Source organism: Salmonella sp. 32031103-2018-00083-FB-01-SM-01, from assembly GCF_017571995.1.
Taxonomy (GTDB): Bacteria; Pseudomonadota; Gammaproteobacteria; order Enterobacterales; family Enterobacteriaceae; genus Salmonella; species Salmonella enterica.
Window position 1 is genome coordinate 239,641 of sequence record NZ_JAGEQL010000006.1, and the last position, 25,466, is coordinate 265,106.

Here is a 25,466-nt window from a genome sequence, read left to right on the forward strand (position 1 = left end):
TAAACTTTACAGCAGGCCAGCATGCTGAAGCGCTGCTTTGACGATGTCACGACCATGGTCCGTGATAGGCGTCATTGGCAGGCGCAGCGTGTCGGTCGCCACAAGACCCAATGCCTTACATGCCCATTTCACCGGGATAGGATTGGGTTCGACAAATAGTTTGTTGTGTAACGGCATCAGACGCTGGTTGATAGCGCGCGCCTCGGCAAATTGCCCTTCCGCCGCCAGTTTGCACATGTCAGCCATCTCGCGCGCCGCTACGTTAGCCGTAACGGAAATCACGCCATGACCACCCAGTTGCATAAAGTCCAGCGCAGACGCGTCATCGCCGCTAAGCAGAATAAAATCGTCTGAAACCAGCTCTTTGATCTGGTGAACGCGGGTTAAGTTCCCTGTCGCCTCTTTGATAGCGATAATATTTTTTATTTCCGCCAGACGACCCACGGTTTCCGGCAACATGTCGCAGCCGGTACGGGACGGCACATTATACAGAATTTGCGGCAAGTCAGTGTGTTCCGCGATGGCTTTGAAATGCTGGAACAAACCTTCCTGCGTGGGGCGATTGTAGTACGGCGTCACCGTCAGGCAGCCAACAATGCCGCTATCGTTAAAACGCTGCGTCAGGCTAATCGCTTCCGCGGTCGCGTTTGCGCCCGTGCCGGCGATAACCGGAATACGTCCGTCAGCCAGTTCCAGCGTCATCATCACGACATCGCCATGTTCATCATGGCTTAGCGTGGCAGACTCGCCGGTGGTGCCAACCGAAACAATCGCCGAGGTACCGTTGGCGACATGATAATCAATGAGTTTTTTCAGGCAAGACCTACTGACGTTACCTTTCTCATCCATCGGCGTAACAAGCGCGACAATACTTCCCGTGAACATGGGCCATCCTCTGTGCAAACAAGTCTCTCAATGGTACGTTTGGTATGGCAATAAAAGCAAGCGACCAAAGCCGTTCTGATTGTTGTATGCAGGTTTTTTTTATGGTTTCCTTAAGATTACCTCACCGCTCAAAGGAATAACTGGTTTGACACCGTCATCACAACACTATTTGGTTATCACTGCGCTGGGCGCCGACAGGCCCGGTATTGTGAATACCATTACTCGCCATGTCAGCAGTTGCGGCTGTAATATCGAAGACAGCCGACTGGCGATGCTGGGCGATGAATTCACGTTTATTATGTTGTTGTCCGGCACGTGGAACGCGATTACCTTGATTGAATCGACATTGCCGTTAAAAGGCGCGGAGCTGGATCTGCTGATTGTGATGAAACGGACGTCCGACCGCCCCCGCCCGGCAATGCCCGCGACGGTATGGGTTCAGGTTGAGGTCGCCGACTCCCCGCATTTAATTGAGCGATTCACCGCGCTGTTTAATAGTCATGAAATGAATATTGCGGAGCTGGTCTCCCGCACACAGCCGGCTGAAGGTGATAAAGCTGCGCAATTATTTATTCAAATCACCGCACATAGCCCGGCGTCGCAAAATTCCGCAAATATTGAGCAAGCCTTTAAAGCACTATGTACAGAACTCAATGCGCAAGGCAGTATAAACGTCGTCAATTACTCACAACATGATGAACAGGATGGAGTTAAGTAATGAATCCACTGAAAGCCGGTGATATCGCACCGAAATTTAGCTTGCCGGATCAAGACGGGGAACAAGTAAATTTGACCGACTTCCAGGGACAGCGCGTTCTGGTTTATTTCTACCCAAAAGCCATGACACCCGGCTGTACCGTGCAGGCCTGCGGCTTACGCGATAACATGGACGAGCTCAAAAAAGCAGGCGTGGACGTGCTGGGCATCAGCACCGATAAACCTGAAAAACTCTCCCGTTTCGCTGAAAAAGAGCTGCTGAACTTTACCCTTTTGTCCGATGAAAACCATCAGGTGTGTGAACAGTTCGGCGTCTGGGGCGAAAAGTCGTTTATGGGCAAAACGTATGACGGCATTCACCGCATCAGCTTTTTGATTGACGCTGATGGTAAGATTGAACACGTCTTTAATGATTTTAAAACCAGCAATCACCATGATGTGGTGCTGAACTGGCTGAAAGAAAACGCGTAAAAGCCTCAGGCCGCGCTGATGTGCGGCCTGGAAAGGGAATGCGCCGTCAGGCTTGCCGCGCCAGACGCCATATCGCCGCCACATTGCGCGCCGACAGGCTCAGGTTATATTCCGCCTCGTGTAAGGCTTCCGGCAGCGTAACGATATGCGACAAAATCGACAGCGCCGCATCGATACCCTGCTGATACACAACGTGATGATCGTGTTGCAGCCCACCGGCGAGCGCGATAACCGGTTTATGATACCGCTTCGCCACTCTGGCGACGCCAATCGGCGTCTTGCCGCAAATACTTTGGCTGTCCAGCCGCCCTTCTCCGGTAATCACCAGATCGGCATCTTTAACCGCCTGCTCAAGCTGTAGCGTTTCCACAACAATCTCTACGCCGGCGCGTAATTCCGCATTGAGCAATCCTAAAAGCGCGGCGCCCATTCCACCTGCCGCGCCCGCGCCGGGAGCATTAATCACCTCACGCCCCGTAGCCTGATAAATATGTCGGCCCCAGTTTTCCAGCGCCGCGTCCAGGGTGTTCACCATTTCCGCTGTCGCCCCTTTTTGTGGGCCAAAGATGGCCGATGCGCCCTGGGGACCACACAGCGGATTGTTGACATCGCACGCCACGGTTATCGATACCTTACGCAGCAATGGGTGACAACCGGACAGATCGATAGAGGCCAGCGCCGCCAGCGCCTCGCCGCCCGGAGAAAGCGAGCGTCCCTGTTTATCGCGCAATATAACGCCAAGCGCCTGCATCATTCCCGCGCCGCCGTCATTCGTCGCGCTGCCGCCAATTCCCAGAATAATACGCTTTACGCCACGCTCCAGCGCCGCGACGATTAACTCGCCGGTGCCGTAGCTGGTGGTATTAAGCGGGTTGCGCAATTCAGGCGAAACGTGATGCAGCCCGGATGCCGCCGCCATTTCAATCACGGCGGTATCGCTATCGCCCAGCATTCCCCAGCGCGCGGCCACCGGCTGCCCAAGCGGGCCTTGTACCCACTGGTCAACATAACGCCCGCCGCTGGCTTCCACCATTGATTGTACGGTTCCTTCCCCGCCATCCGCCATGGGCACTTTAACGTAGTCGGCGTCAGGATAAATTTCGCGGAACCCCTTTTCTATCGCCTCAGCGACCGCCATTGCGGACAAACTTTCTTTAAATGAATCAGGAGCAATAACAATTTTCATAGGGATTATCCTGCAAAACCAAAGAAACCGAACATCAGAGTAGAAATAAAGGTAATGGCTAACCCCACCAGCGTTTCATACGGCATTAGCTTTAAACGTTCATGAATTTGCATATTGACGCTGCCGCCCGTCGCGTGGAAAAAGCTGCCGTGCGGCAGATGGTCCAGCACCGTGGCGCCCGCATGGATCATAGCGGCTCCCGCCAGGGCGGAAACGCCAAGTTCAAGTAACGTGGGAGAGAAAACGCCGGACGCCACCGCCGTTCCCGCTGTGGTTGAGGCCGTCGCCATTGACATCATGGCGCCAGACACGGGTGCCAGCAGCCAGGATGGCAATCCCGAAGCGGTGAGGCCATGAATCAGGACATCTTTAAGTTCGGAATTAGCGATAATGCCGGCCAGCGTACCGGTTCCCAGCAACATAATAGCGACAGGTGCCATACGCATCAGACCAGCGACCATGTACTGGTTACAGTGGCGCGCGCGTCCCATCAACAGCAGACCGACCAATCCCCCTACGGGCAGGGCAATTAACGGGTCAATGGAAATGCCGGCAAACGGACGGAGAGAAAGCAGAAAAATAGCGACCAGAGGCGCGCTAATCGCCACCAGAAAGCCGGGTCTGGCGACGGAGTCATCATGGTGAGTCACTTCATGATCGGCGACGCCCGCGCCTTTATTATTCAGCCGTTTCGCTAACAGATAGGCGATAATAAGCCCAACGATGCCCGGAACCACGCCCGCCAGCATAATAGAGGTAAGAGGAACATGAAACGCATCAGAGGCGGCAATAGCGTTCGGGTTGGGTGACATCACGTTACCCGCTTTGCCGCCGCCAACCATCGCCAGCAGAATAGCGCTTTTTGACAGGCCTGCATTACGCGCAATCGACAGCGCAATCGGCGCGACGGTAATCACCGCCACATCAATAAATACGCCGACAGCGGTCAAACATAGTGTGGCAATGGCTAATGCCAATAATGCCCGGGTTTCCCCCACTTTGCGGACAATCGTCTCAGCAATCGTATTCGCCGCCCCGGACTCAATTAATACGCCCGCCAGTACGCCTGCGGCCAGAATACGCAATACGGCATTAACGATGCCCTGCGCGCCTGACACCATCAGCGACACGGTTTGCAGAAGATCGGCGCCGCCAATCAAACCGCCGACCAGCGCGCCCGCCATCATGCCGTAGGCTGGCGACACTTTTCTTAAAATTAATACGATGGCCACAACCAATGCGGCAATGGCTCCCAGGGTGGATATCGACGTCATATACTGCGCCTCCTTTAACATGGAGCGCGCAGTATGGAAAAACCCGCCTAAAAATCCGCTGGAGCTTTCAACAAATTTCGATTCGACCTGGCAGCGGTAACTTGTCGGACGGTACAGATTCGGCCTGGAGCTCCATACCGATATAAAGCCAAAGCGTACTTTTTAACTCGTTGATTTTTATGTGTGTAATATCCTCACAGCGCTGTAAGCGATAGCGCAATGTATTCACATGAATATGCAATGCTTTGGCCGTTTGCGTCAGGTCACAATTATGTTCAAACCAGGTTCGCAGCGTCTGTTGCAATACGCCTTTCGCGTCATGTTGCGCCAGTTGCAGCCACAGACGCGATAACTCCTGCACTTGCCAACTTTCAGACAGCCCGCTTAGCAGCGCGGGAAGCGCATGGTCATGATAAAAAATGTACTGGCTGCGCAGCTTTTGTCTTTTCGCCATCGCCTGCGTGGCTCTCGCAGTGAGCAAAGATCGGTGCAATCCCGTCTCGCCGGCAAAATAACCCCCAACCAAAATACGGCTAAAGCCCGATGATGCAGCCCATGATTTAAAAATCTGCAATTCGCCCATTTCCTGGCGGGTATTCCACTTTCCCTCTTTTAACGTGATAGGCTTAATAATGATTAATTCATTAAATTCGGTAAATGTCACCAAATGGTTGCGCGCGTGATTCTCGAAATAATCCATTACATTGCGCAACGCTTCGCGATCCGGCTGGGAAAGTTCAATAATCAGCACCACTCTGGGAACCGCCAGATCAATACCCAGATAGGCCGCCATGGAGCGCAACGACTCTGTTGAATTTTCTCGCAAAATCAATTGGTTGATCAGCTCTTCGCGATAGCGTTTATCCCACTGTCGCTGTTCGATCAGCACCATATGCTCGATCACCAGCTCCGCCGCCATTTTAACCAGCTCGGCATACGCGCGAACCTCCTCCGGCTCGCCGGTAATGCCGACCACGCCGATAAGCTGTTCATGAAAAGAGATGGGAAGATTAATGCCGGATCGCACGCCTTTTAGCTGATTGGCGGTAGCGGAATCAATTTCTACAATACGGTTTTCCTTCAGCGCCAGAATGGCCCCTTCGTGACGCTGGCGAAGCCGCGAAGGTTCGCCAGACGCGATAATGACGCCATGTTCATCCATGACGTTTACCGAGTAAGGAATAATTTTCATGGCTCGCTGTACAATTTGCCGCGCGGTATACCCTTTCAAGTAATGTTTTCTCAACACACTCATTCCCTGTTTCGTTATCGCTTTACATTAAAAAAGCAATCTCGCATCAATGATGTCACTTATTAACGAATTTCTCAGAAGAATGCTTAGGTTAAGTCACCAAATTTTGGCGGCTTTACAGCGAGAATTTTGTAGGTTCCGACAATAAAAATGCCGCAACACGGCGCGGCATTAAAAAAAGAGCGGCTTTCTAAGCGCTTGTCCCTCATCAGGCGTGCGCAAAATGGCGGCAGGGCACTATGATGTCGTTCACGCTTTACAACTTTTGTACAGACCGCTCAGGATGAGGCATCTGTCACCTGACCATCCGGCCAGGCATGGACAACGGCTTTAATCAGCGTCGCCAATGGAATGGCGAAAAACACTCCCCAGAAACCCCACAGACCGCCGAAAATCACCACTGACAGAATAATCACCAGCGGATGCAAATTCACCGCTTCGGAGAAAAGTACCGGTACCAGCAGATTGCCATCCAGTGCCTGAATAATCAGATAAACGGCAAAACAGCTCCAGAATTCCGTCCCCAGACCAAACTGAAACAGCGCGACGCCCACCACCGGAATTGTCACCACAAAAGCGCCGATATAGGGGATCAGGACCGAAAAGCCCACCAGTACCGCCAGCAGTAGCGAATAGTTGAGGCCAAACAGCAAAAAGCCCAGCCAGGTCGCCACGCCCACCACCACCATCTCCAGCACTTTTCCGCGGATATAGTTGGTGATCTGCTGATTCATCTCATTCCACACCTGCCCCGCCAGCCCGCGATTACGCGGCAGCACGCGGCGCACGGCATTCAGCATCTGCTCTTTATCTTTTACCAGGAAAAAGACCATCAGCGGCACCAGCACCAGATATACCGCCAGCGTCAGTAGCCCGACTAACGAAGCCAACGAATACTTCACCACCGAATCGCCCATGTTAAGCATCCGGGTGCGCATGTTTTCCGCCATCGCATCAATAATGCCCGCATCCATCAGCGCCGGATAGCGTCGCGGCAAGGTCGCGGCAAAATCGGACAGTTTATTCAGCATACCGGGCATATCACGAATCAGGTAAATACCCTGCTGCCAGGCAATCGGCATCACCACAAACGCCATTAATAACAGAATGCCGACAAAGAGGATAAGGACAATGGAGGCTGCCCAGCGCCGGGAACAGCCAATCGCCTGCAGGCGCGCCGTCGGCCACTCCAACAGGTAGGCCAGTACGATAGCGACCAGCAGCGGCGCTAACAGGCCGCTAAAGAAAAAGAGGATGCTAAAACCAGCCACCAGAATAACCAGCAAGGCAATCGCCTCCGGGTCGCTGAAGCGACGGCGATACCATTGCATTAACATTTCGAGCATAAAACCCTTCCCAGAACTCAACTGCGGGATTGTGATGCCGAATTGTATCGAAATGTCACAAAAAAGACTTCGCTTTTTATCGTTGATTCAGGAAACTAAAATAGTGAGTCTGTGCTCATCACAGTTACACTTATGAAGTGTCGGAGCGTGGAACGATATTTCACGACGTTGGTCAAAGGGCTATCTCAAAACAACAGGATAGAGGTTATGTTCAGGCAGTTGAAAAAAAACCTGGTGGCAACCCTCATTGCAGCATTGGCTCTCGGTCAGGTCGCGCCCGCATTTGCCGACCCTGCCGACACGCTGCCCGATATGGGAACCTCGGCAGGAAGCACGCTTTCTATCGGACAAGAGATGCAAATGGGCGACTTTTATGTGCGCCAGCTACGCGGCAGCGCGCCGTTAATCAACGATCCGCTGCTGGTGCAATACATTAACGCGCTGGGTATGCGTCTGGTCTCGCACGCCGACTCCGTCAAAACGCCCTTCCATTTTTTCTTGATCAATAATGACGAAATCAACGCGTTCGCGTTCTTTGGCGGCAATGTGGTGCTGCACTCGGCGCTTTTTCGCTACGCGGATAACGAAAGCCAGCTAGCTTCAGTCATGGCGCATGAAATCTCCCACGTGACGCAGCGCCACCTGGCGCGCGCGATGGAAGATCAAAAGCGCAGCGCGCCGCTTACCTGGGTGGGCGCGCTGGGTTCCATTTTGCTGGCCATGGCCAGCCCACAGGCCGGTATGGCGGCACTAACCGGTACTCTGGCGGGAACGCGCCAGGGAATGATAAGTTTCACCCAGCAAAATGAGCAAGAAGCCGACCGTATTGGTATTCAGGTACTGCAACGCGCCGGATTTGACCCACAGGCGATGCCCTCTTTCCTCGAAAAACTGCTCGACCAGGCGCGTTACTCCACGCGACCGCCTGAAATTTTGCTCACTCACCCCTTACCGGAAAGCCGCCTTGCGGATGCCCGCAACCGTGCCAACCAGATGCGCCCGGTCGTGGTGCAATCTTCCGCTGACTTCTATCTCGCCAAAGCGCGCGCCCTGGGAATGTACAATTCCGGACGTAACCAGCTTACCAGCGACCTGCTGGATCAGTGGTCTAAAGGCAACGTGCGTCAGCAACATGCGGCGCAATATGGCCGGGCGTTGCAGGCGATGGAAGCGAGCAAGTACGATGAAGCACGCAAAACGTTGCAGCCGCTATTAAGCGCGGAACCGAACAATGCCTGGTATCTTGACCTCGCCACCGATATTGACCTCGGACAGAAAAGAGCCAACGACGCGATTAATCGCCTGAAAAACGCCCGCGATCTGCGCGTTAATCCTGTGCTGCAGTTAAACCTCGCCAATGCGTACCTCCAGGGAGGCCAGCCGAAAGCGGCGGAAACCATTCTGAATCGCTACACCTTTAGCCATAAAGATGACGGTAACGGCTGGGATCTGCTTGCTCAGGCCGAAGCCGCGCTGAACAACCGCGATCAGGAGCTGGCGGCGCGCGCTGAAAGTTATGCGCTGGCGGGACGACTGGATCAGGCAATTTCACTGCTCAGTAGCGCCAGCGCCCAGGCAAAACTGGGTAGCCAGCAACAGGCGCGTTACGATGCGCGTATCGACCAGCTGCGCCAGTTACAGGAACGCTTCAAGCCATACACGAAAATGTAATCGCCGTTTATTAGCCGGATGGTGTCACAAGGAGAACTCATGACCGACACGATTAAAATCTACCATAACCCGCGCTGCTCGAAGAGCCGCGACACGCTGAACCTGCTGAAATCTAACGGCGTGGAACCGGAAGTGGTGCTTTATCTGGATACGCCCGCCAACGCCGCCACCGTGCGGGAACTGCTGCGTATGTTGGGCATGTCCAGCGCGCGCGAACTGATGCGCCAGAAAGAAGATCTCTATAAGACGCTTCACCTGGCGGATAGCCAGCTGAGTGAAGAGGCGTTAATCCAGGCGCTGGTTGAACACCCTAAACTGATGGAGCGCCCCATTGTGGTGGCAAATGGTCAGGCGCGCATTGGCCGACCGCCTGAGCAGGTGCTGGACATCCTCGGTTAACCGTTGAACGCCGCCGTCGCGGCGTATTACAGTTTCAGGATCTCTTTGACAAACGGGATCGTCAGTTTTCGCTGGGCAGTGATCGACGCATGATCGAGCTGATCCAGCGTCATAAACAGCGTGCGCATTTCGCGATCAAGACGTTTGAGTAAAAACCGCCCGACATCTTCCGGCAGTTCAAACCCCCGTAACCGGGCGCGCAACTGTAGCGCCTGAAGTTTGTCTTCATCGGAAAGAGGCTGGAGTTTATAGATTTGCCCCCAGTCCAGACGGGAAGCGAGATCGGGCAAGCCCAGATTTAACTGTCTTGGCGGACGATCGCCGGTGATCAATAACCGCGTCTTACCGGACTCCAGAATGCGGTTATAAAGATCAAAGATCGCCATCTCCCACAGTTCATCGCCAGCGACACATTCAATGTTATCAATACACACCAGCGAGAGGTGTTCCATACCGTCGAGCACTTCCGGCACGAACCAGGTGCGTTTATCGAGCGGGACGTAGCCTACCGCATCTCCACGCTGCGACAGTTCAGCGCAGGCGGCGTGCAGCAAATGGCTGCGGCCCGCGCCTTCACGCGCCCAAAGGTAGATATATCCACTATGTTCCTGGCGCAACACGTTTTGTAACGCGGCCAGTAGAGAGGCGTTATCCCCCGGCCAGAAACTTGCGAAAGTTTCGTCGTCAGGAAGATAAAGTGGCAAAGAGAGCTGTGCCGGTGTGTTCAGAGATACCTCAACCCAGGATGACATAAAATCGCGCTGAGTTTACCACATAATTCCCTTGAGATAGAACCGGGCAGCATCGCTGCCCGGCAACCCGTTACTGATGCGGAGACTCCGCATCATTTGCCTCCAGTACCACTTCTTCCGGACGCAACAGGCTAATCAGTTTAAAAATCAGGCTCAGGCCAATCCCGACGATGGTCGCCAGCGCCATCCCTTTCAATTCTGCCGCGCCGATATGCACTTTCGCGCCGCTCACGCCGATGATCAAAATCACCGAGGTGAGGATCAGGTTTTGCGCTTTGTTGTAGTCGACTTTTGATTCAATCAATACGCGAATCCCCGACGCGCCGATAACGCCGTACAACAGCAGTGAGACGCCGCCCATCACGGGTAACGGGATAATCTGAATCGCCGCCGCCAATTTGCCGACGCAGGAAAGCAGAATGGCGAAAATCGCCGCGCCGCCGATAACCCAGGTACTGTAAACGCGGGTGATCGCCATGACGCCAATATTTTCCCCATAGGTGGTATTCGGCGTGGAGCCGAAGAAACCGGAGACGATCGTCGACAGTCCGTTAGCGAACATCGAGCGGTGCAAACCGGGATCGCGCACTAAATCTTTTTTGACGATATTCGCCGTCACCACCAGATGACCGACATGCTCGGCGATCACGACCAACGCCGCGGGCAGAATCGTCAGGATCGCGAACCATTCAAAACGCGGCGTATAGAAGGTCGGCAGCGCAAACCAGTGTGCCTGGGCAATGGGCGTGGTATCGACCACTCCCAGCGCGAATGACAGCGCATAGCCTGCCAGCACGCCGATCAAAATCGGAATGATCGCCAGGAAACCGCGAAACAGTACGGAGCCGAACACCGTCACCGCCAGTGTGACCATGGAGATGATAATTGTTTTCGTGTCCGGCGACTGCCCTTGCGCAGGCAGCAATCCGGCCATCCCCGCCGCGACGCCAGCCAGCTCCAGACCGATGACGGCAACGATTGCGCCCATTGCCGCAGGCGGGAACATCACATCCAGCCAGCCGGTGCCCGCTTTTTTAACGATGAAAGAGACCAGACAGAACAGCACGCCGCACATAATAAAACCGCCCAGCGCCACTTCATAACCCAGCGGCAACAGCAGTAGTACCGGGGAAATAAAGGCAAAGCTCGATCCGAGGTAGGCCGGAATTTTACCTTTGCAGATAAAGAGATACAGCAGCGTTCCGATACCGTTAAACAACAGCACCGTCGCGGGGTTGATATGAAACAGAACTGGCACCAGCACGGTCGCGCCAAACATGGCGAAAAGGTGCTGTAAACTAAGCGGGATTGTCTGTAAAAGCGGCGGTCTTTCACTCACCCCGATAGCACGGCGCGTCATAGTGTTTTCCTCTAAGTGTGTTTGTTATGAGTTGTTTTATTCAAAAAAAAGCCGACTCTTAAAGTCGGCTTTTAATTATTTATTCACTTATTTGGTACCAAAAATCTTATCGCCGGCATCGCCAAGCCCCGGAATAATGTATCCGTGCTCGTTAAGCCCCTGATCGATAGAGGCGGTGTACAGTTCAACGTCCGGGTGCGCTTTTTCCAGCGCCGCAATGCCTTCCGGCGCGGCGACCAGCACCAGCACCTTAATGCTGCTACAGCCTGCTTTTTTCAGCAGGTCGATGGTCGCGATGACAGAACCGCCAGTCGCCAGCATCGGGTCGACGATCAGCGCCATGCGCTCATCAATGTTCGATACCAGTTTCTGGAAATAAGGTACTGGCTCAAGCGTCTCTTCGTTACGGTACATCCCGACTACGCTGATACGCGCGCTCGGTACATTTTCCAGAACGCCTTCCATCATGCCCAGACCCGCGCGCAGAATCGGCACAACGGTAATTTTTTTACCTTTGATCTGGTCGATTTCCACCGGGCCATTCCAGCCTTCGATGGTGACTTTTTCCGTTTCCAGGTCGGCTGTCGCTTCATACGTCAGCAGGCTGCCTACTTCTGAGGCGAGTTCACGAAAGCGTTTAGTGCTAATGTCGTTTTCACGCATCAGACCCAGCTTGTGTTTGACGAGTGGGTGTTTGACTTCCACGATCTTCATACTCTTCTCCTATCCTCAGATGACTGGCAACCACAAAAAAAATCGCCGGATTATACCGCTTTTCCTCTCTGGCGCAACACAATGTATGCTTGACCTGGATCAACCAAAAGCGCTGATAGCGGAAAAGTGAGTATAAATCACTCACGTTGAAACAGGCGATAAAGGCTAACAACCGATTGAATCTTAGCAATTTTAAGGGTGAATGGCCTGTCCAGACCACCTGTCGTAAACCAGGTGCTGGATATCCTTTTCTTTTTTACCAACAGAGAAATTTTCAAGCAGCGACCGAAACCATGCCAAAAAAATCGCCCGGATATCCAGGGCGCAGACCACGCTCGCAAACGTTTGCTTTCCCTGTTAGAATTGCGCCGAATTTAACTTTTACCGCAAGAAAAAACGTGGGGAACCAGGCAGTGACCGATAAGACCTCTCTTAGCTATAAAGATGCCGGCGTCGATATTGATGCGGGTAACGCTCTGGTTGATCGAATCAAAGGCGTAGTGAAGAAAACTCGCCGCCCGGAGGTTATGGGCGGTCTGGGCGGTTTCGGTGCGCTGTGCGCGTTGCCGCAAAAATATCGTGAACCGGTACTGGTTTCCGGCACTGACGGCGTAGGCACCAAACTTCGCCTGGCGATGGACTTAAAGCGTCACGACGCTATCGGTATTGATCTGGTGGCGATGTGCGTAAACGATCTGGTCGTTCAGGGCGCGGAACCGCTGTTTTTCCTCGATTACTATGCCACGGGTAAACTGGATGTCGATACCGCTGCCAGCGTGATCAACGGTATTGCCGAAGGCTGCCTGCAATCCGGCTGCGCGCTGGTCGGCGGCGAGACGGCGGAAATGCCGGGCATGTATCACGGCGAAGATTACGATGTGGCGGGTTTCTGCGTCGGCGTAGTCGAAAAATCAGAAATCATCGACGGCTCCCGGGTTGCCGAAGGCGACGTGCTGATTGCGCTCGGCTCCAGCGGCCCGCACTCGAATGGATATTCGCTGGTGCGGAAAATTATTGACGTTAGCGGCTGCGACCCACAGACCACTCTGCTGGAAGGGAAGCCGCTGGCCGATCATCTGCTTGAACCGACCCGTATCTACGTAAAATCGGTTCTGGAACTGATTGAAAACGTCGATGTACACGCTATCGCCCACCTCACCGGCGGCGGCTTTTGGGAGAATATTCCGCGCGTTCTGCCGGAGAATACCCAGGCGGTAATTAATGAGTCGTCCTGGCAGTGGCCCGCTATCTTTACCTGGCTGCAAACTGCCGGTAATGTCAGCCGACATGAAATGTACCGTACCTTTAACTGCGGCGTCGGCATGGTGATTGCGCTCTCCGCTCCGGAAGCAGACAAAGCGCTTGCTCTGCTAAACGAGAAAGGTGAAAACGCATGGAAAATCGGTATCATCAAAGCCTCTGATTCCGAACAGCGTGTGGTTATTGAATAATGAATATTGTGGTGCTGATTTCCGGCAATGGAAGCAATTTACAGGCGATTATCGATGCCTGCGAAGCGAAGAAAATTAAAGGCACCCTCAGGGCAGTATTCAGCAATAAGGCCGACGCGTTCGGCCTTGAACGCGCCAGAGAAGCCGGTATTCCGGCGCAAGCGCTGACTGCCGATCGGTTTGACAGCCGCGACGCCTTCGATCGCGAGTTGATTCGCAAGATAGACGCGTATGCGCCCGATGTGGTCGTGCTGGCCGGTTTTATGCGTATTCTGAGTCCGATGTTTGTCGCGCATTACTACGGGCGTCTGCTGAACATTCACCCTTCCCTGCTGCCAAAATATCCGGGGTTGCATACCCATCGCCAGGCGCTGGAAAACGGCGATGAGGAGCACGGTACCTCGGTGCATTTCGTGACAGACGAACTCGACGGCGGCCCGGTCATTCTCCAGGCGAAGGTGCCGGTTTTTGCCGACGACAGCGAAGATGATATCACCGCACGCGTACAAACTCAGGAACATGCGATTTATCCGCTGGTGATTGGCTGGTTTGCGCAGGGGCGTCTAAAGATGCGCGATAACGCCGCCTGGCTGGACGGGCGTCGTCTGCCGCCGCAAGGTTATGCGTCTGACGAATAATACGTCATCGAACAGGACTGCGTCTGCTTGCCGGATGGCGGCATAAATGCCTATCCGGCCTACTCTTTTCCCTTCCTTTATGCTATCAGTTTATTGTCATATTTTTCTGGCGCAGTTGGACATTAACGCGTAATGCTCGCCATAATCATCAGGCAGTGTCCCGTGAATAAAACGGAGTATAGGTAGTAATGGGTCAGGAAAAGCTATATATCGAGAAAGAACTGAGCTGGTTAGCATTTAACGAACGCGTGTTACAGGAAGCAGCGGATAAATCCAACCCGTTGATTGAGCGGATGCGGTTCCTGGGAATCTATTCTAATAACCTCGACGAGTTCTACAAAGTGCGTTTCGCTGAACTGAAACGACGCATTATTATCAGCGAAGAACAGGGTTCAAATTCTCATTCACGCCATTTGTTAGGCAAAATTCAGTCCCGCGTGTTGAAAGCAGACCAGGAGTTCGACGGCCTGTACAACGAATTACTGCTGGAAATGGCGCGTAATCAAATCTTTCTGATCAACGAGCGTCAGCTCTCGGTGAACCAACAAAGCTGGTTGCGCCACTATTTTAAGCACTATTTGCGCCAGCATATTACCCCGATTCTCATTAACCGGGAGACGGATCTTGTTCAGTTTTTAAAGGATGATTACACCTATCTGGCGGTGGAGATTATCCGCGGCGACACCATCAACTATGCGCTGCTGGAGATACCGTCCGACAAAGTCCCACGCTTCGTTAATCTGCCGCCGGAGACACCGCGCAGACGCAAGCCGATGATCCTTCTGGATAATATTCTGCGCTACTGCCTGGATGACATTTTTAAAGGGTTCTTCGACTATGACGCGCTTAATGCCTATTCGATGAAAATGACCCGCGATGCCGAATATGACCTGGTGCATGAGATGGAATCCAGTCTGATGGAGCTGATGTCTTCCAGCCTGAAGCAGCGCCTGACCGCTGAACCTGTGCGCTTTGTCTATCAACGCGATATGCCCGCCGCGCTGGTCGACGTGCTGCGGGAAAAACTGACGATCTCCCGGTATGACTCAATCGTACCCGGCGGGCGCTACCACAATTTTAAAGACTTTATTAATTTTCCGAATGTCGGTAAAGCCAACCTGGTCAATAAACCGTTACCGCGGTTACGCCATCTTTGGTTTGATAAAGAGAAGTTTCGTAACGGTTTCGACGCGATTCGTGAACGTGATGTGCTGCTCTATTATCCTTATCACACCTTTGAACATGTGCTGGAACTGCTGCGTCAGGCGTCGTTTGACCCAAGCGTGCTGGCGATCAAAATCAATATTTATCGCGTAGCGAAAGACTCGCGCATTATTGACTCGATGATCCATGCCGCCCATAACGGCAAAAAAGTCACCGTGGTGGTGGAGTTGCAGGCGCGCTTCGATGAAGAGGCGAATATTCACTGGGCCAAGCGGTTAACCGAAGCGGGCGTCCATGTTATTTTCTCTGCGCCTGGGCTGAAAATTCACGCCAAACTCTTCCTCATCTCACGAAAAGAGGGCGATGACGTGGTGCGTTATGCGCATATCGGCACCGGTAACTTCAACGAAAAAACAGCGCGGCTGTATACCGATTATTCGCTGCTGACCGCCGATGCGCGCATTACCAATGAAGTGCGCCGGGTCTTTAATTTTATTGAAAACCCCTATCGCCCGGTCACTTTCGATTATTTGATGGTTTCTCCACAAAACTCACGGCGTCTGCTGTATGAGATGATCGATCGTGAAATCGCCAATGCCCAGCAAGGCTTACCGTCAGGGATTACGTTAAAGCTTAACAACCTGGTCGATAAAGGGTTGGTCGACAGGCTATACGCCGCGTCGGGTTCGGGCGTCCAGGTCAATCTGCTGGTGCGCGGTATGTGTTCTCTTATTCCGCAACTGGAAGGCATTAGCGATAATATTCGTGCGATTAGCATTGTGGATCGCTATCTGGAGCACGATCGGGTTTATATTTTCGAAAACGGCGGTGATAAGCAAGTTTGGCTCTCTTCAGCTGACTGGATGACGCGTAATATTGACTACCGTATCGAAGTCGCTACGCCTATCCTCGACCCGCGGCTTAAACAACGCGTCCTGGATATCATTGACATTCTGTTTAGCGACACGGTAAAAGCGCGTTTTATCGATAAAGAACTCAGCAACCGCTACGTGCCGCGCGGCAATCGCCGTAAAGTCCAGGCGCAGCTGGCAATTTATGACTACATCAAATCACTCGAGCAACCAGACTAACGCTATGCCAATTTACGATAAATCCCCTCGCCCACAGGAGTTCGCTGCGGTCGATCTCGGCTCAAACAGCTTTCATATGGTCATTGCCCGCGTGGTTGACGGCGCAATGCAGATTATCGGGCGCTTAAAACAGCGCGTCCATCTGGCGGACGGGCTGGGCGCGGATAACAAACTCAGCGAAGAAGCCATGGAACGGGGGCTTAGCTGTCTGTCGCTGTTTGCTGAACGCTTACAAGGTTTCTCCCCTTCCAGCGTCTGTATCGTAGGCACCCATACGTTACGTCAGGCGCAAAATGCCGCTGATTTTCTCAAACGCGCGGAAAAGGTTATTCCCTACCCGATAGAGATTATTTCCGGTAACGAAGAAGCGCGCCTGATTTTTATGGGCGTAGAACATACGCAGCCGGAAAAAGGCCGCAAGCTGGTGATCGATATCGGCGGCGGGTCAACAGAGCTGGTCATTGGCGAAAACTTCGAACCCAGGCTGGTTGAAAGCCGTCGTATGGGCTGCGTGAGCTTCGCGCAGCTCTACTTTCCCGGCGGCGTTATCAATAAAGAAAACTTCCAGCGCGCCCGAATGGCGGCAGCGCAAAAACTGGAAACCTTAACCTGGCAGTATCGTATTCAGGGTTGGAACGTGGCGATGGGCGCTTCCGGTACGATTAAGGCCGCTCATGAAGTTCTCCTGGCGCTGGGTGAGAAAGATGGCTTCATTACGCCGGAGCGCCTCGATAAACTGAAGTCAGAAGTGTTGAAGCACCGCTCCTTTAATGCGCTCAGCCTGCCGGGTCTGTCTGAAGAACGAAAAGCGGTCTTTGTGCCGGGCCTGGCGATTCTGTGCGGCGTTTTTGATGCTCTGGCTATCCGCGAGCTTCGCCTTTCCGACGGCGCGTTGCGCGAAGGCGTGCTGTATGAAATGGAAGGCCGCTTCCGCCATCAGGATGTTCGCAGCCGTACCGCAAAAAGTCTGGCCAATCAATACAACATTGACAGAGAACAGGCCAGACGCGTGCTGGAAACCACCATGCAGATGTACGAGCAGTGGCAGGCCCAGCAGCCAAAACTGGCGCATCCGCAGCTTGAAGCGTTGCTCCGTTGGGCGGCAATGCTGCATGAGGTTGGACTGAATATTAATCACAGCGGTTTACATCGCCATTCGGCTTATATTCTGCAACACAGCGATTTGCCCGGCTTTAATCAGGAGCAGCAAATGATGATGGCGACGCTGGTGCGTTATCATCGTAAAGCCATAAAACTGGATGATATGCCCCGCTTTACGCTGTTTAAGAAAAAACAGTATCTGCCGTTAATTCAGCTACTTCGGCTGGGCGTATTACTGAACAATCAGCGACAGGCGACCACCACGCCGCCGACGCTGCGGCTAACGACCGATGACAGCCACTGGACGTTATGTTTTCCGCATGACTGGTTCAGCCAGAATGCGCTGGTACTGCTTGATCTGGAAAAAGAACAGCAGTACTGGGAAGCGGTAACTGGCTGGCGTCTCAATATTGAGGAAGAAAGCTCGCCGGAGATCGCCGCGTAAATTGTGGATCAGACGCCGCGCCGCGGCGTCTGCCTTTACTGAATCTCAGATAATAGCTGCGGCTCGCCAATTAAATATCCCTGAAGATAGTCGATCCCCAACGACAGCACGACGCTTCGTATTTCTTCGCTCTCGACATACTCCGCGACGACCTGCATTTTTTTCATTCGCGCTAAATGACAAATAGAAGCCACGATCTGATAATCGAGACTGTTTGACACTATATTGCGAATAAAACTGCCGTCAATTTTAAGAATATCGGCGTTAACGTTTTTCAGCCGCGCATAGCTGGCGTAGCCTGTACCGAAATCATCAATCGCTATCTGACAGCCAAACTGCTGTAGCTGTCCCAGCGTCAACTGCGCCTGCTCAGCATTGGTGAGAGAGTTGCTTTCCGTTACCTCAAAAACCAGTTGCCAGGGTTCAACCTGATATTGTTTAAGCAACTGCTTAACTTCTGCAGGAAAACGGGCGCGACATACCGATGTTGGCGACAGATTAATGGCAAAACGATGCGCGGGCATATATTCCCGGCTGGCCGCCATAAACCGCAGCGTGTTTTCAATCACCCAGAGATCGATAGCGGAAGACAAACCAAACTCATGCGCCACGGGTAAAAAATTGTCCGGGTTGATAACGTCGCCGTTGTCATCCCTGAGTCGCAGTAAAATTTCATGGTAAACGTCCCCACGTACACCGAAAATAGGCTGCGCCATCAGGAAAAAATGATCGTGCTCCAACGCCTGTTGCAGGCGATTCATCATCGCAATTCTGCCCTTCAAATCGCGCTGCAGGTGCATTGCGCCGCGCCGCTGTAAATCCTCCGGCGCGTTAGTCGTCAACGAAAGATCGGAACTGGTGCTTAATTCGCCCAGCAGAAGATAAAGGTGGCTAACCGGAGAACGCACGCAGCAGTAGCTCACGCCGACAGGCGGCTGTAGCGGCAGTCCATCCCAGATAAACCGAAACTGCTTAATATGTTTATCCAGCGCTTCAATACGCTGCTGATGCGCCTCTGTATTAAGACGCAGCACCAGGTCGTGCCCTGACATCTGGTAGACGCACTCATTTGAGGCCAACATCGGCGTAATCCAGTGAGAGAGCTTTTGCTTATACTGGATGCGTAGCATGACGCCATAATTTTTACCCAATAGCTCCAGACCCGGCACGTGTAAAAAACAGATCGTAGACCAGGGCGCATTTTGGAGCGCGCGGTTTAACGCACGTAAATTGGGAAGATGTACCACCGGGTCAAGATAGGCCAGCCGCCGTGCGCGACCACTCACTACGCGCTGGCGCGTGGCCAGTACAGACATATAATTAACAATAAAAGAAAAAACCAGATAGCTCGAAGAGGTAATCGCTAATTGCGTATCATAACCTGAATACCAGGGCATATAACGCTGATAATAATGAATTGACGTAATTAGCACGACGGCCCAGATAATTGAAATAAACTTATAGCCATAGCGCATCGCGCCCCACAGCATGACCGGCAATAATAACGAAAGCGTATAGTTGGTACTAAATATTGAACTATTATCAGTCAATGGCATGCACAGTATAAACATTAGTGTAGTCAATACGGCCAGCCAAATAACGATCTCTTTTTTAGTGGCCTTGCTATCAATCTGTAGCTTTAATTGCTGATAATACCCGCGCAGGTGCAGGGGATTGCGGAGAGTACGAATAATAAAATAGCACAATGGCACGCCGATAAGGTTACCGACCAGTAACGCCTGGTAATTAATCAGCGTGTTGATATTAAAGGGCATTACCCCCATCAGGCTGGCTTTACTTTCGTACATGCCAACAAAAGCGGCAAACTGGTAGATGACCAGAAATAATGTTGCTGAACAAAATACCTGCCAGAACATTCGTTGAAACAACAGGTGGGCGTCGCCGTGGGAAACATTATTTCGCCGGGGGGAAAAGACACGATAGCCGCCCCAACTTAGCACGATAGTAATGATAAAGTGCATTGTCACAGAAAGGGTTTCATACAGCCCTGTCTGCGGGTATCTGCGCCAGAAGATAGCAAGCACAATACCCGGCAGTGCTGCCCAGCCGAAAAAGAGCATCAGACTAAGCATAAAAGCTAACGGCAGGTAAAAAAGAACCACATTTCCAGTGCTGGTAAGCGCATAAGTATTTGCGCTACTTAAAACAGGTAGTAAAATCGAAGGGAGAATGAGCGGTAGTCCCCACCATTTATCTCTGATATTTATATAAGTTTTATTTAGTTTCATAGATGCTCAGCAGAACCCCCCAATCCCAAAGGGGCGTTAACAGACAGGCATCCCACCTGACTTTAAATTGATGATGCGATATACATCACACGATAGTCATCGATTGTAATTATTAAACAAAAGTAACATTTGATTTAAGTCAATTATTACCTTTCTCCTGCAGCCTTTATTCGTCTTTTTATTCTTTGTTATCATTAATTTATTATTAATGTAAATACTAAAATTATCTTCCATAACAATATAAGATAAATCAACTGACGCAATTTTACATTAAGAGGAATTGACCATCGGTTCGCAGTATGCCTTAATGTAGAGTGAACGCAGGCTTGTTACGTTCTTCGCCTTGATAATACCCTTGAAGAACCCAGCCTGATCCCGCCCATACCGCTGGGCCAACGTTAAGGAACCCTTTGTGAGTCAGGCCAACAGTATGCGAAAACGACATCGATTTAACACTCGCATGACCCGTATCGTACTGCTTATCAGTTTTCTCTTCTTCTTTGGACGTTTCGTCTACTCTTCTATCGGCGCCTGGCAGCACCATCAGGATAAAAAAGAAGCGCAACAGTCATCGCTTTCTGTCACCACGCCGGGACAACGTTAAGCTGTTATCCGTTAAAAAGCCCGCGCAAGAAAAAGGAGCTTTAGCGTTAACGCAAAAAGACAATCCCACTCAATGGGTTCAGGCCATGATCAGACGCTTAAAGAGCAACCGCGGCATATCCTGCCTGGGTGATAAGATCATATGCGCGGTTACTAAGATTCCCTCGACCGAATACAAAATCCGATAGCCTTCAGCGTGGTTAAACTCCCGGTAGCTGGCACAAGTTCAGGGCAAATCTGGCATCCCAGCGGGCACTGGCGTACGGTACTCTCAAACTGTGTGAGTATCTCTACGATAGCCGGATGCGGCTCAACCTCAACGCGCTTCAGGAAACCCGCTATTGTGTCGATGCAGTGCTTTACCGTAAACGTATACTCAAAGGTCACCTGCGGTTCCGCCCTATCCGCCAGATCCAATGCGAAATCAGGAAGATAACCATCGTGGGAGGAGAATAAGGTGACCAGTCCCATACGTCAGAATTTGTTTTGTAAAGAGCCACGTGGGATCAGATTACCAACGTTGACAGGCAAAACCATCAATTCATTGCAGCTAAGCTCAACGAATAATTTAGGTCGTTTCGTTGGTCGTAATGTACCCTGGCTCGGTTGGGTTATGACATTCACTACGATTTATGATATCCAGCGTGATATTAAAGATACATTTAATCGTGTGGCGGTTCCTAAAGATCGCATTCAGTGGACGTACTTCTAATGAGAGATATTGAGAAAGAAATTATCGATTTTATCGATCAGAAATATAACACTAAAAAGTACTTTCTCTGTGGGCCAAAGCGAACCATCACGCTTGATACCAGTATTAGGGATGATCTTAAACTCGTTTTTGAAGATAGTGAAGAACTTCTACAAGAGTACTTCAAGCGTTGGAATATAGATCCAGAAGGATTTGACATACTCAACTATCTGAATCCAGAGTACTTTGGAAGTAAAGAGACTGATCCGCGTAAGCCACTAACGGTTGGTATGCTCGTTGAAAGTGCTAAAGCTGGACGTTGGTTATATAGTTGAAGAATAAAGTTACTATATTTTAAATGCCCCTTATTTGGGTTGTATAGCCACGGATAACCAGGGCACTTCTGAGTCGTTGGTAGATCTTTTTCTTTATCCGTTCACGCTTCAGTAGCTGGAAAAAGCTTTCTGCAACCGCATTGTCATGACAGTTGCCACGACGGCTCATACTGCCCTCCAGTCCGTGCGATTTCAGCCATTCATAGCGGGTGTACTGACTACCCGGATCAGAATGAACCAGCACCTGTTTTTGGGGATGGCGTCGCCACACGGCCATCAGAAGCGCATTCAGAACAATGTCTTTTGTCATTCGTGGTTGCATTGACCAACCGATAACTTTGCGCGAGAACAAATCAACGACCACGGCAAGATACAACCAACCTTCGTGGGTTCGTAATTACGTCAAATTTACCGCCAGAAGCTGTGCACTACACAGAAAACTCATCTATGCACATAAATAAAAACCCTCTGCAAAAACAGAGGGTTAAATTTCCTTTTACCTGTTCATGAAAACACAGGAAGGGTTATCGGCTTATTCCCACTCAATGGTAGCCGGTGGTTTACCGCTAATGTCATACACCACACGGGAAATCCCGTTGACTTCATTGATAATGCGGTTGGAAACACGACCCAGGAAGTCATACGGCAGATGTGCCCAGTGCGCGGTCATAAAGTCGATGGTTTCGACGGCACGCAGAGAGACCACCCAATCGTACTTACGACCATCGCCCATGACGCCTACGGAACGGACCGGCAGGAAGACGGTGAACGCCTGACTGACTTTGTCATACAGATCCGCTTTGCGCAGTTCTTCAATGAAGATAGCGTCCGCACGGCGCAGCAGGTCGCAGTACTCTTTCTTCACTTCACCCAGTACGCGCACGCCGAGGCCCGGCCCCGGGAACGGATGGCGATACAGCATATCGTACGGCAGGCCCAGCTCCAGACCAATCTTACGCACTTCGTCTTTGAACAGCTCTTTCAGCGGTTCAACCAGCCCCATCTTCATCTCTTTCGGCAAGCCGCCGACATTGTGGTGAGATTTGATGACGTGCGCTTTACCGGTTGCAGACGCCGCAGATTCGATAACGTCAGGGTAGATAGTCCCCTGCGCCAGCCATTTCACGTCTTCCAGTTTGAGCGCTTCTTCATCGAATACTTCAACGAAAACGCGACCGATGATCTTACGCTTGGCTTCCGGATCGTTCTCACCAGCCAACGCGGACAGGAAACGCTCTTCCGCCGGAACGTGAACGATATTCAGGCCAAAATGGTCGCCAAACATGTCCATCACCTGCTCGGCTTCGTTGAGGCGCAGCAGGCCGTTATCGACGAATACACAAGTCAGGTTTTTACCGATCGCGCGGTGCAGCAGCATGGCGGTGACGGAAGAATCCACGCCGCCGGAGAGACCGAGGATTACTTTGTCGTCGCCCACCTGCTCGCGGATGCGGGCTACAGCGTCGTCGATGATCTTCGCCGGCGTCCACAGGGCTTCACACTGGCAGATATCACGCACAAAACGCTCCAGCATACGCATACCCTGGCGGGTGTGAGTCACTTCCGGGTGGAACTGTACGCCGTAGAAGCGTTTTTCTTCGTTGGCCATAATGGCGAACGGACAGCTCTCGGTGCTGGCGACGGTCACGAAGTCGGACGGAATCGCCGTCACTTTATCGCCGTGGCTCATCCACACGTCCAGCAGCGGTTTGCCGTCGGCGGTCAGGGAATCTTCAATACCGCGAACCAGCGCGCTGTCGGTCAATACTTCGACCTGCGCGTAACCAAATTCACGCTCATTAGAACCTTCTACATGACCACCAAGCTGCATCGCCATGGTCTGCATCCCGTAGCAGACGCCAAATACCGGCACGCCTGCTTCAAAGACATACTGCGGCGCGCGCGGGCTGTTTTCTTCGGTGGTGCTTTCCGGGCCGCCGGAAAGAATAATGCCGCTTGGGTTGAAGTCACGAATTTGCGCTTCTGTCACATCCCACGCCCACAGTTCGCAGTAAACGCCCAGCTCACGCACGCGGCGCGCAACCAGTTGAGTGTACTGAGAACCGAAGTCCAGAATGAGGATGCGATGCTTATGAATGTTTTCCGTCATTGACGCTTATTCCGAGGCAAGTGAAACAGATTAAATAAATCGCCCGACATGAAGTCGGGCGAAGAGAATCAGGAGCCCAGACGGTAGTTCGGGGACTCTTTGGTGATGGTCACGTCGTGAACGTGGCTTTCCTGGATACCCGCACCGCTGATACGCACAAACTCCGCTTTAGTACGCAGTTCGTCGATGGTAGCACAACCGGTCAGTCCCATACAGGAGCGCAGGCCGCCCATCTGCTGGTGAATGATCTCTTTCAGGCGACCTTTATAGGCTACGCGGCCTTCGATACCTTCCGGCACCAGTTTGTCGGCAGCGTTATCGCTCTGGAAGTAACGATCAGAAGAGCCTTTGGACATCGCGCCCAGCGAGCCCATCCCACGGTATGATTTGTACGAACGGCCCTGATAGAGCTCGATTTCGCCCGGGGATTCTTCGGTACCGGCCAGCATAGAGCCCACCATTACCGCGCTTGCACCTGCGGCGATGGCTTTGGCAATGTCGCCGGAGAAGCGGATACCGCCGTCAGCGATAACCGGAATTCCGGTGCCTTCCAGCGCTTCAACTGCGTCGGAAACAGCGGTGATCTGCGGAACGCCCACACCAGTCACGATACGAGTGGTACAGATGGAGCCAGGACCGATACCGACTTTCACCGCGCTGCAACCGGCTTCCGCCAGCGCGCGAGCGCCTGCGCCCGTCGCAACGTTGCCGCCGATGATTTGCAGGTCAGGATATTTAGCGCGCGTTTCACGGATACGTTGCAACACACCTTCAGAGTGACCGTGAGAAGAGTCGATCAGCAGTACGTCAACGCCTGCCGCCACCAGCGCGTCAACGCGCTCTTCGTTGCCCGCGCCTGCGCCGACCGCCGCACCGACACGTAAACGGCCCTGCTCATCTTTACAGGAGTTTGGTTTACGTTCCGCTTTCTGGAAATCTTTTACGGTAATCATGCCAAGCAGATGGAAGTTATCATCAACGACCAGCGCTTTTTCTACGCGTTTTTCGTGCATTTTTGCCAGCACGACTTCACGGGCTTCGCCTTCACGAACGGTCACCAGACGCTCTTTCGGTGTCATGTAGACACTCACCGGCTGGTTCAGGTCAGTCACAAAACGCACGTCACGACCGGTGATGATACCCACCAGCTCGTTATCTTCAGTTACCACCGGATAGCCCGCAAAACCATTACGCTCGGTCAGGGCTTTCACTTCATGCAACGTGGTGGTTGGTAGGACGGTCTGCGGGTCGGTCACTACGCCGGACTCGTGTTTCTTCACGCGGCGAACTTCTTCCGCCTGGCGCTCGATGGACATGTTTTTGTGGATAAAACCAATGCCGCCTTCCTGAGCCAGGGCAATTGCCAGGCGCGCTTCCGTCACGGTGTCCATCGCCGCAGAAAGCATAGGAATATTCAGACGAATAGTTTTCGTCAACTGCGTGCTGAGATCGGCAGTATTCGGCAAAACGGTGGAGTGAGCGGGAACAAGGAGGACGTCGTCAAACGTCAGGGCTTCTTTAGCGATACGTAGCATGGGCAATATCTCACCTGGGAGGTTAA

General features: G+C 52.3%; 23 protein-coding genes and 3 pseudogenes. 11 read left to right on the top strand and 15 right to left on the bottom strand.

The window, feature by feature from the left end:
• Positions 1-6: 6 nt before the first annotated feature.
• Positions 7-885 (bottom strand): 4-hydroxy-tetrahydrodipicolinate synthase, encoded by an 879-nt coding sequence (gene dapA / locus J4614_RS17920; protein ID WP_000494020.1) that lies wholly within the window; start codon positions 883-885, stop codon positions 7-9.
• A gap of 145 nt (positions 886-1,030) precedes the next feature.
• Here dapA and J4614_RS17925 point away from each other — a divergent pair, with 145 nt between their 5' ends.
• Together J4614_RS17925 and bcp are read left to right on the top strand one after the other, a co-directional pair.
• Complete coding sequence (locus tag J4614_RS17925; RefSeq protein WP_000189061.1) at positions 1,031-1,603, top strand: glycine cleavage system transcriptional repressor; 573 nt, start codon at positions 1,031-1,033, stop codon at positions 1,601-1,603.
• Positions 1,603-2,073: a thioredoxin-dependent thiol peroxidase gene (bcp, locus tag J4614_RS17930; RefSeq protein WP_001068686.1), complete on the top strand. Its 471-nt coding sequence runs from the start codon at positions 1,603-1,605 to the stop codon at positions 2,071-2,073. The genes J4614_RS17925 and bcp overlap by 1 nt, the downstream gene beginning before the upstream one ends.
• 46 nt (positions 2,074-2,119) lie before the next feature.
• Here bcp and J4614_RS17935 read toward each other — a convergent pair whose 3' ends face one another.
• The 4 genes from J4614_RS17935 to J4614_RS17950 all read right to left on the bottom strand — a co-directional run bounded on the left by J4614_RS17935 (position 2,120) and on the right by J4614_RS17950 (position 7,131).
• The gene (locus tag J4614_RS17935; protein WP_000706377.1) at positions 2,120-3,259 is read right to left on the bottom strand and encodes a glycerate kinase; all 1,140 of its coding nucleotides are present in this window, start codon (positions 3,257-3,259) and stop codon (positions 2,120-2,122) included.
• A 5-nt stretch (positions 3,260-3,264) separates the two neighbouring features.
• The gene (locus tag J4614_RS17940) at positions 3,265-4,533 is read right to left on the bottom strand and encodes an SLC13 family permease (protein WP_000200859.1); all 1,269 of its coding nucleotides are present in this window, start codon (positions 4,531-4,533) and stop codon (positions 3,265-3,267) included.
• A gap of 67 nt (positions 4,534-4,600) precedes the next feature.
• On the bottom strand, positions 4,601-5,788 hold the full coding sequence (locus J4614_RS17945; RefSeq protein ID WP_001533732.1) for a sugar diacid recognition domain-containing protein: 1,188 nt from the start codon (positions 5,786-5,788) through the stop codon (positions 4,601-4,603).
• 275 nt (positions 5,789-6,063) lie between these two features.
• Entirely contained in the window at positions 6,064-7,131 is a 1,068-nt protein-coding gene (locus J4614_RS17950; RefSeq protein ID WP_000892056.1) for an AI-2E family transporter, read from the bottom strand.
• Between the two features lie 207 nt (positions 7,132-7,338).
• Here J4614_RS17950 and bepA point away from each other — a divergent pair, with 207 nt between their 5' ends.
• Together bepA and arsC are read left to right on the top strand one after the other, a co-directional pair.
• Positions 7,339-8,802: a beta-barrel assembly-enhancing protease gene (bepA, locus tag J4614_RS17955; protein WP_000489631.1), complete on the top strand. Its 1,464-nt coding sequence runs from the start codon at positions 7,339-7,341 to the stop codon at positions 8,800-8,802.
• Between the two features lie 39 nt (positions 8,803-8,841).
• On the top strand, positions 8,842-9,201 hold the full coding sequence (arsC, locus tag J4614_RS17960; RefSeq protein ID WP_080167167.1) for an arsenate reductase (glutaredoxin): 360 nt from the start codon (positions 8,842-8,844) through the stop codon (positions 9,199-9,201).
• A 26-nt stretch (positions 9,202-9,227) separates the two neighbouring features.
• Here the strand turns inward: arsC and J4614_RS17965 are convergent, their stop codons facing one another.
• From J4614_RS17965 to upp, 3 genes are all read right to left on the bottom strand, one after another.
• Positions 9,228-9,929, bottom strand: coding sequence for a DnaA inactivator Hda (locus tag J4614_RS17965; RefSeq protein WP_061835882.1), 702 nt, complete (start codon positions 9,927-9,929; stop codon positions 9,228-9,230).
• A 94-nt stretch (positions 9,930-10,023) separates the two neighbouring features.
• Positions 10,024-11,313, bottom strand: a complete 1,290-nt coding sequence (gene uraA, locus J4614_RS17970) for a uracil permease (protein ID WP_000198346.1) — start codon at positions 11,311-11,313, stop codon at positions 10,024-10,026.
• An 87-nt stretch (positions 11,314-11,400) separates the two neighbouring features.
• Positions 11,401-12,027: a uracil phosphoribosyltransferase gene (gene upp / locus J4614_RS17975; RefSeq protein ID WP_000706208.1), complete on the bottom strand. Its 627-nt coding sequence runs from the start codon at positions 12,025-12,027 to the stop codon at positions 11,401-11,403.
• Positions 12,028-12,440: 413 nt separating this feature from the next.
• Here upp and purM point away from each other — a divergent pair, with 413 nt between their 5' ends.
• The 4 genes from purM (at position 12,441) to ppx (ending at position 17,917) form a co-directional block, all read left to right on the top strand.
• Positions 12,441-13,478: a phosphoribosylformylglycinamidine cyclo-ligase gene (gene purM / locus J4614_RS17980; RefSeq protein WP_000130477.1), complete on the top strand. Its 1,038-nt coding sequence runs from the start codon at positions 12,441-12,443 to the stop codon at positions 13,476-13,478.
• A complete protein-coding gene (purN, locus tag J4614_RS17985; RefSeq protein WP_001028588.1) occupies positions 13,478-14,116 on the top strand; it encodes a phosphoribosylglycinamide formyltransferase in 639 nt (212 codons plus the stop codon). The genes purM and purN overlap by 1 nt, the downstream gene beginning before the upstream one ends.
• Before the next feature lie 188 nt (positions 14,117-14,304).
• Positions 14,305-16,371 carry a polyphosphate kinase 1 gene (gene ppk1, locus J4614_RS17990; protein ID WP_000529555.1) on the top strand — a complete coding sequence of 689 codons (2,067 nt, stop codon included), beginning with the start codon at positions 14,305-14,307 and terminating at the stop codon, positions 16,369-16,371.
• Between the two features lie 4 nt (positions 16,372-16,375).
• Positions 16,376-17,917, top strand: coding sequence for an exopolyphosphatase (ppx, locus tag J4614_RS17995; protein ID WP_001123330.1), 1,542 nt, complete (start codon positions 16,376-16,378; stop codon positions 17,915-17,917).
• Positions 17,918-17,952: 35 nt separating this feature from the next.
• Here the strand turns inward: ppx and J4614_RS18000 are convergent, their stop codons facing one another.
• Both J4614_RS18000 and J4614_RS18005 read right to left on the bottom strand, forming a co-directional pair.
• Complete coding sequence (locus J4614_RS18000; RefSeq protein ID WP_000773651.1) at positions 17,953-20,166, bottom strand: sensor domain-containing phosphodiesterase; 2,214 nt, start codon at positions 20,164-20,166, stop codon at positions 17,953-17,955.
• A 96-nt stretch (positions 20,167-20,262) separates the two neighbouring features.
• Complete coding sequence (locus J4614_RS18005; RefSeq protein WP_001581698.1) at positions 20,263-20,400, bottom strand: hypothetical protein; 138 nt, start codon at positions 20,398-20,400, stop codon at positions 20,263-20,265.
• A gap of 178 nt (positions 20,401-20,578) precedes the next feature.
• Between J4614_RS18005 and J4614_RS18010 the strand changes: the two genes are divergently transcribed.
• Entirely contained in the window at positions 20,579-20,770 is a 192-nt protein-coding gene (locus J4614_RS18010; RefSeq protein ID WP_000075924.1) for a YfgG family protein, read from the top strand.
• 78 nt (positions 20,771-20,848) lie between these two features.
• Here J4614_RS18010 and J4614_RS22180 read toward each other — a convergent pair.
• Positions 20,849-20,992: pseudogene (locus tag J4614_RS22180) on the bottom strand (hypothetical protein); the annotation flags it as partial.
• Positions 20,923-21,240, bottom strand: coding sequence for a hypothetical protein (locus tag J4614_RS22185; protein ID WP_243760076.1), 318 nt, complete (start codon positions 21,238-21,240; stop codon positions 20,923-20,925). The gene J4614_RS22185 and the pseudogene J4614_RS22180, both read right to left, overlap by 70 nt.
• A 25-nt stretch (positions 21,241-21,265) precedes the next feature.
• Between J4614_RS22185 and J4614_RS22330 the strand changes: the two are divergent.
• Both J4614_RS22330 and J4614_RS18020 read left to right on the top strand, forming a co-directional pair.
• Positions 21,266-21,481 (top strand): annotated as a pseudogene (locus tag J4614_RS22330) (hypothetical protein); the annotation flags it as partial.
• A complete protein-coding gene (locus J4614_RS18020) occupies positions 21,466-21,795 on the top strand; it encodes a DUF1493 family protein (RefSeq protein ID WP_077906412.1) in 330 nt (109 codons plus the stop codon). The pseudogene J4614_RS22330 and the gene J4614_RS18020, both read left to right, overlap by 16 nt.
• Positions 21,796-21,874: 79 nt before the next feature.
• On the opposite strand, the pseudogene J4614_RS18025 reads toward J4614_RS18020, so the two are convergent.
• The 3 genes and pseudogenes from J4614_RS18025 to guaB all read right to left on the bottom strand — a co-directional run.
• Positions 21,875-22,204, bottom strand: a pseudogene (locus tag J4614_RS18025) (DDE-type integrase/transposase/recombinase); the annotation flags it as partial.
• Between the two features lie 123 nt (positions 22,205-22,327).
• A complete protein-coding gene (guaA, locus tag J4614_RS18030) occupies positions 22,328-23,905 on the bottom strand; it encodes a glutamine-hydrolyzing GMP synthase (RefSeq protein WP_000138296.1) in 1,578 nt (525 codons plus the stop codon).
• 68 nt (positions 23,906-23,973) lie between these two features.
• Positions 23,974-25,440 (bottom strand): IMP dehydrogenase, encoded by a 1,467-nt coding sequence (guaB, locus tag J4614_RS18035; protein ID WP_000944174.1) that lies wholly within the window; start codon positions 25,438-25,440, stop codon positions 23,974-23,976.
• Between the last annotated feature and the right edge of the window lie 26 nt (positions 25,441-25,466).

What these genes read in the sequence shown, in the direction of transcription:
- dapA (WP_000494020.1), bottom strand. Translation starts at nt 885, where the DNA reads ATGTTCACGGGAAGTATTGTCGCGCTTGTTACGCCGATGGATGAGAAA.
- bcp (WP_001068686.1), top strand. Translation starts at nt 1,603, where the DNA reads ATGAATCCACTGAAAGCCGGTGATATCGCACCGAAATTTAGCTTGCCG.
- J4614_RS17935 (WP_000706377.1), bottom strand. Translation starts at nt 3,259, where the DNA reads ATGAAAATTGTTATTGCTCCTGATTCATTTAAAGAAAGTTTGTCCGCA.
- J4614_RS17940 (WP_000200859.1), bottom strand. Translation starts at nt 4,533, where the DNA reads ATGACGTCGATATCCACCCTGGGAGCCATTGCCGCATTGGTTGTGGCC.
- J4614_RS17945 (WP_001533732.1), bottom strand. Translation starts at nt 5,788, where the DNA reads ATGAGTGTGTTGAGAAAACATTACTTGAAAGGGTATACCGCGCGGCAA.
- J4614_RS17950 (WP_000892056.1), bottom strand. Translation starts at nt 7,131, where the DNA reads ATGCTCGAAATGTTAATGCAATGGTATCGCCGTCGCTTCAGCGACCCG.
- bepA (WP_000489631.1), top strand. Translation starts at nt 7,339, where the DNA reads ATGTTCAGGCAGTTGAAAAAAAACCTGGTGGCAACCCTCATTGCAGCA.
- arsC (WP_080167167.1), top strand. Translation starts at nt 8,842, where the DNA reads ATGACCGACACGATTAAAATCTACCATAACCCGCGCTGCTCGAAGAGC.
- uraA (WP_000198346.1), bottom strand. Translation starts at nt 11,313, where the DNA reads ATGACGCGCCGTGCTATCGGGGTGAGTGAAAGACCGCCGCTTTTACAG.
- upp (WP_000706208.1), bottom strand. Translation starts at nt 12,027, where the DNA reads ATGAAGATCGTGGAAGTCAAACACCCACTCGTCAAACACAAGCTGGGT.
- purN (WP_001028588.1), top strand. Translation starts at nt 13,478, where the DNA reads ATGAATATTGTGGTGCTGATTTCCGGCAATGGAAGCAATTTACAGGCG.
- ppk1 (WP_000529555.1), top strand. Translation starts at nt 14,305, where the DNA reads ATGGGTCAGGAAAAGCTATATATCGAGAAAGAACTGAGCTGGTTAGCA.
- ppx (WP_001123330.1), top strand. Translation starts at nt 16,376, where the DNA reads ATGCCAATTTACGATAAATCCCCTCGCCCACAGGAGTTCGCTGCGGTC.
- J4614_RS18000 (WP_000773651.1), bottom strand. Translation starts at nt 20,166, where the DNA reads ATGAAACTAAATAAAACTTATATAAATATCAGAGATAAATGGTGGGGA.
- J4614_RS18005 (WP_001581698.1), bottom strand. Translation starts at nt 20,400, where the DNA reads ATGGAAGATAATTTTAGTATTTACATTAATAATAAATTAATGATAACA.
- J4614_RS22185 (WP_243760076.1), bottom strand. Translation starts at nt 21,240, where the DNA reads ATGGGACTGGTCACCTTATTCTCCTCCCACGATGGTTATCTTCCTGAT.
- guaA (WP_000138296.1), bottom strand. Translation starts at nt 23,905, where the DNA reads ATGACGGAAAACATTCATAAGCATCGCATCCTCATTCTGGACTTCGGT.
- guaB (WP_000944174.1), bottom strand. Translation starts at nt 25,440, where the DNA reads ATGCTACGTATCGCTAAAGAAGCCCTGACGTTTGACGACGTCCTCCTT.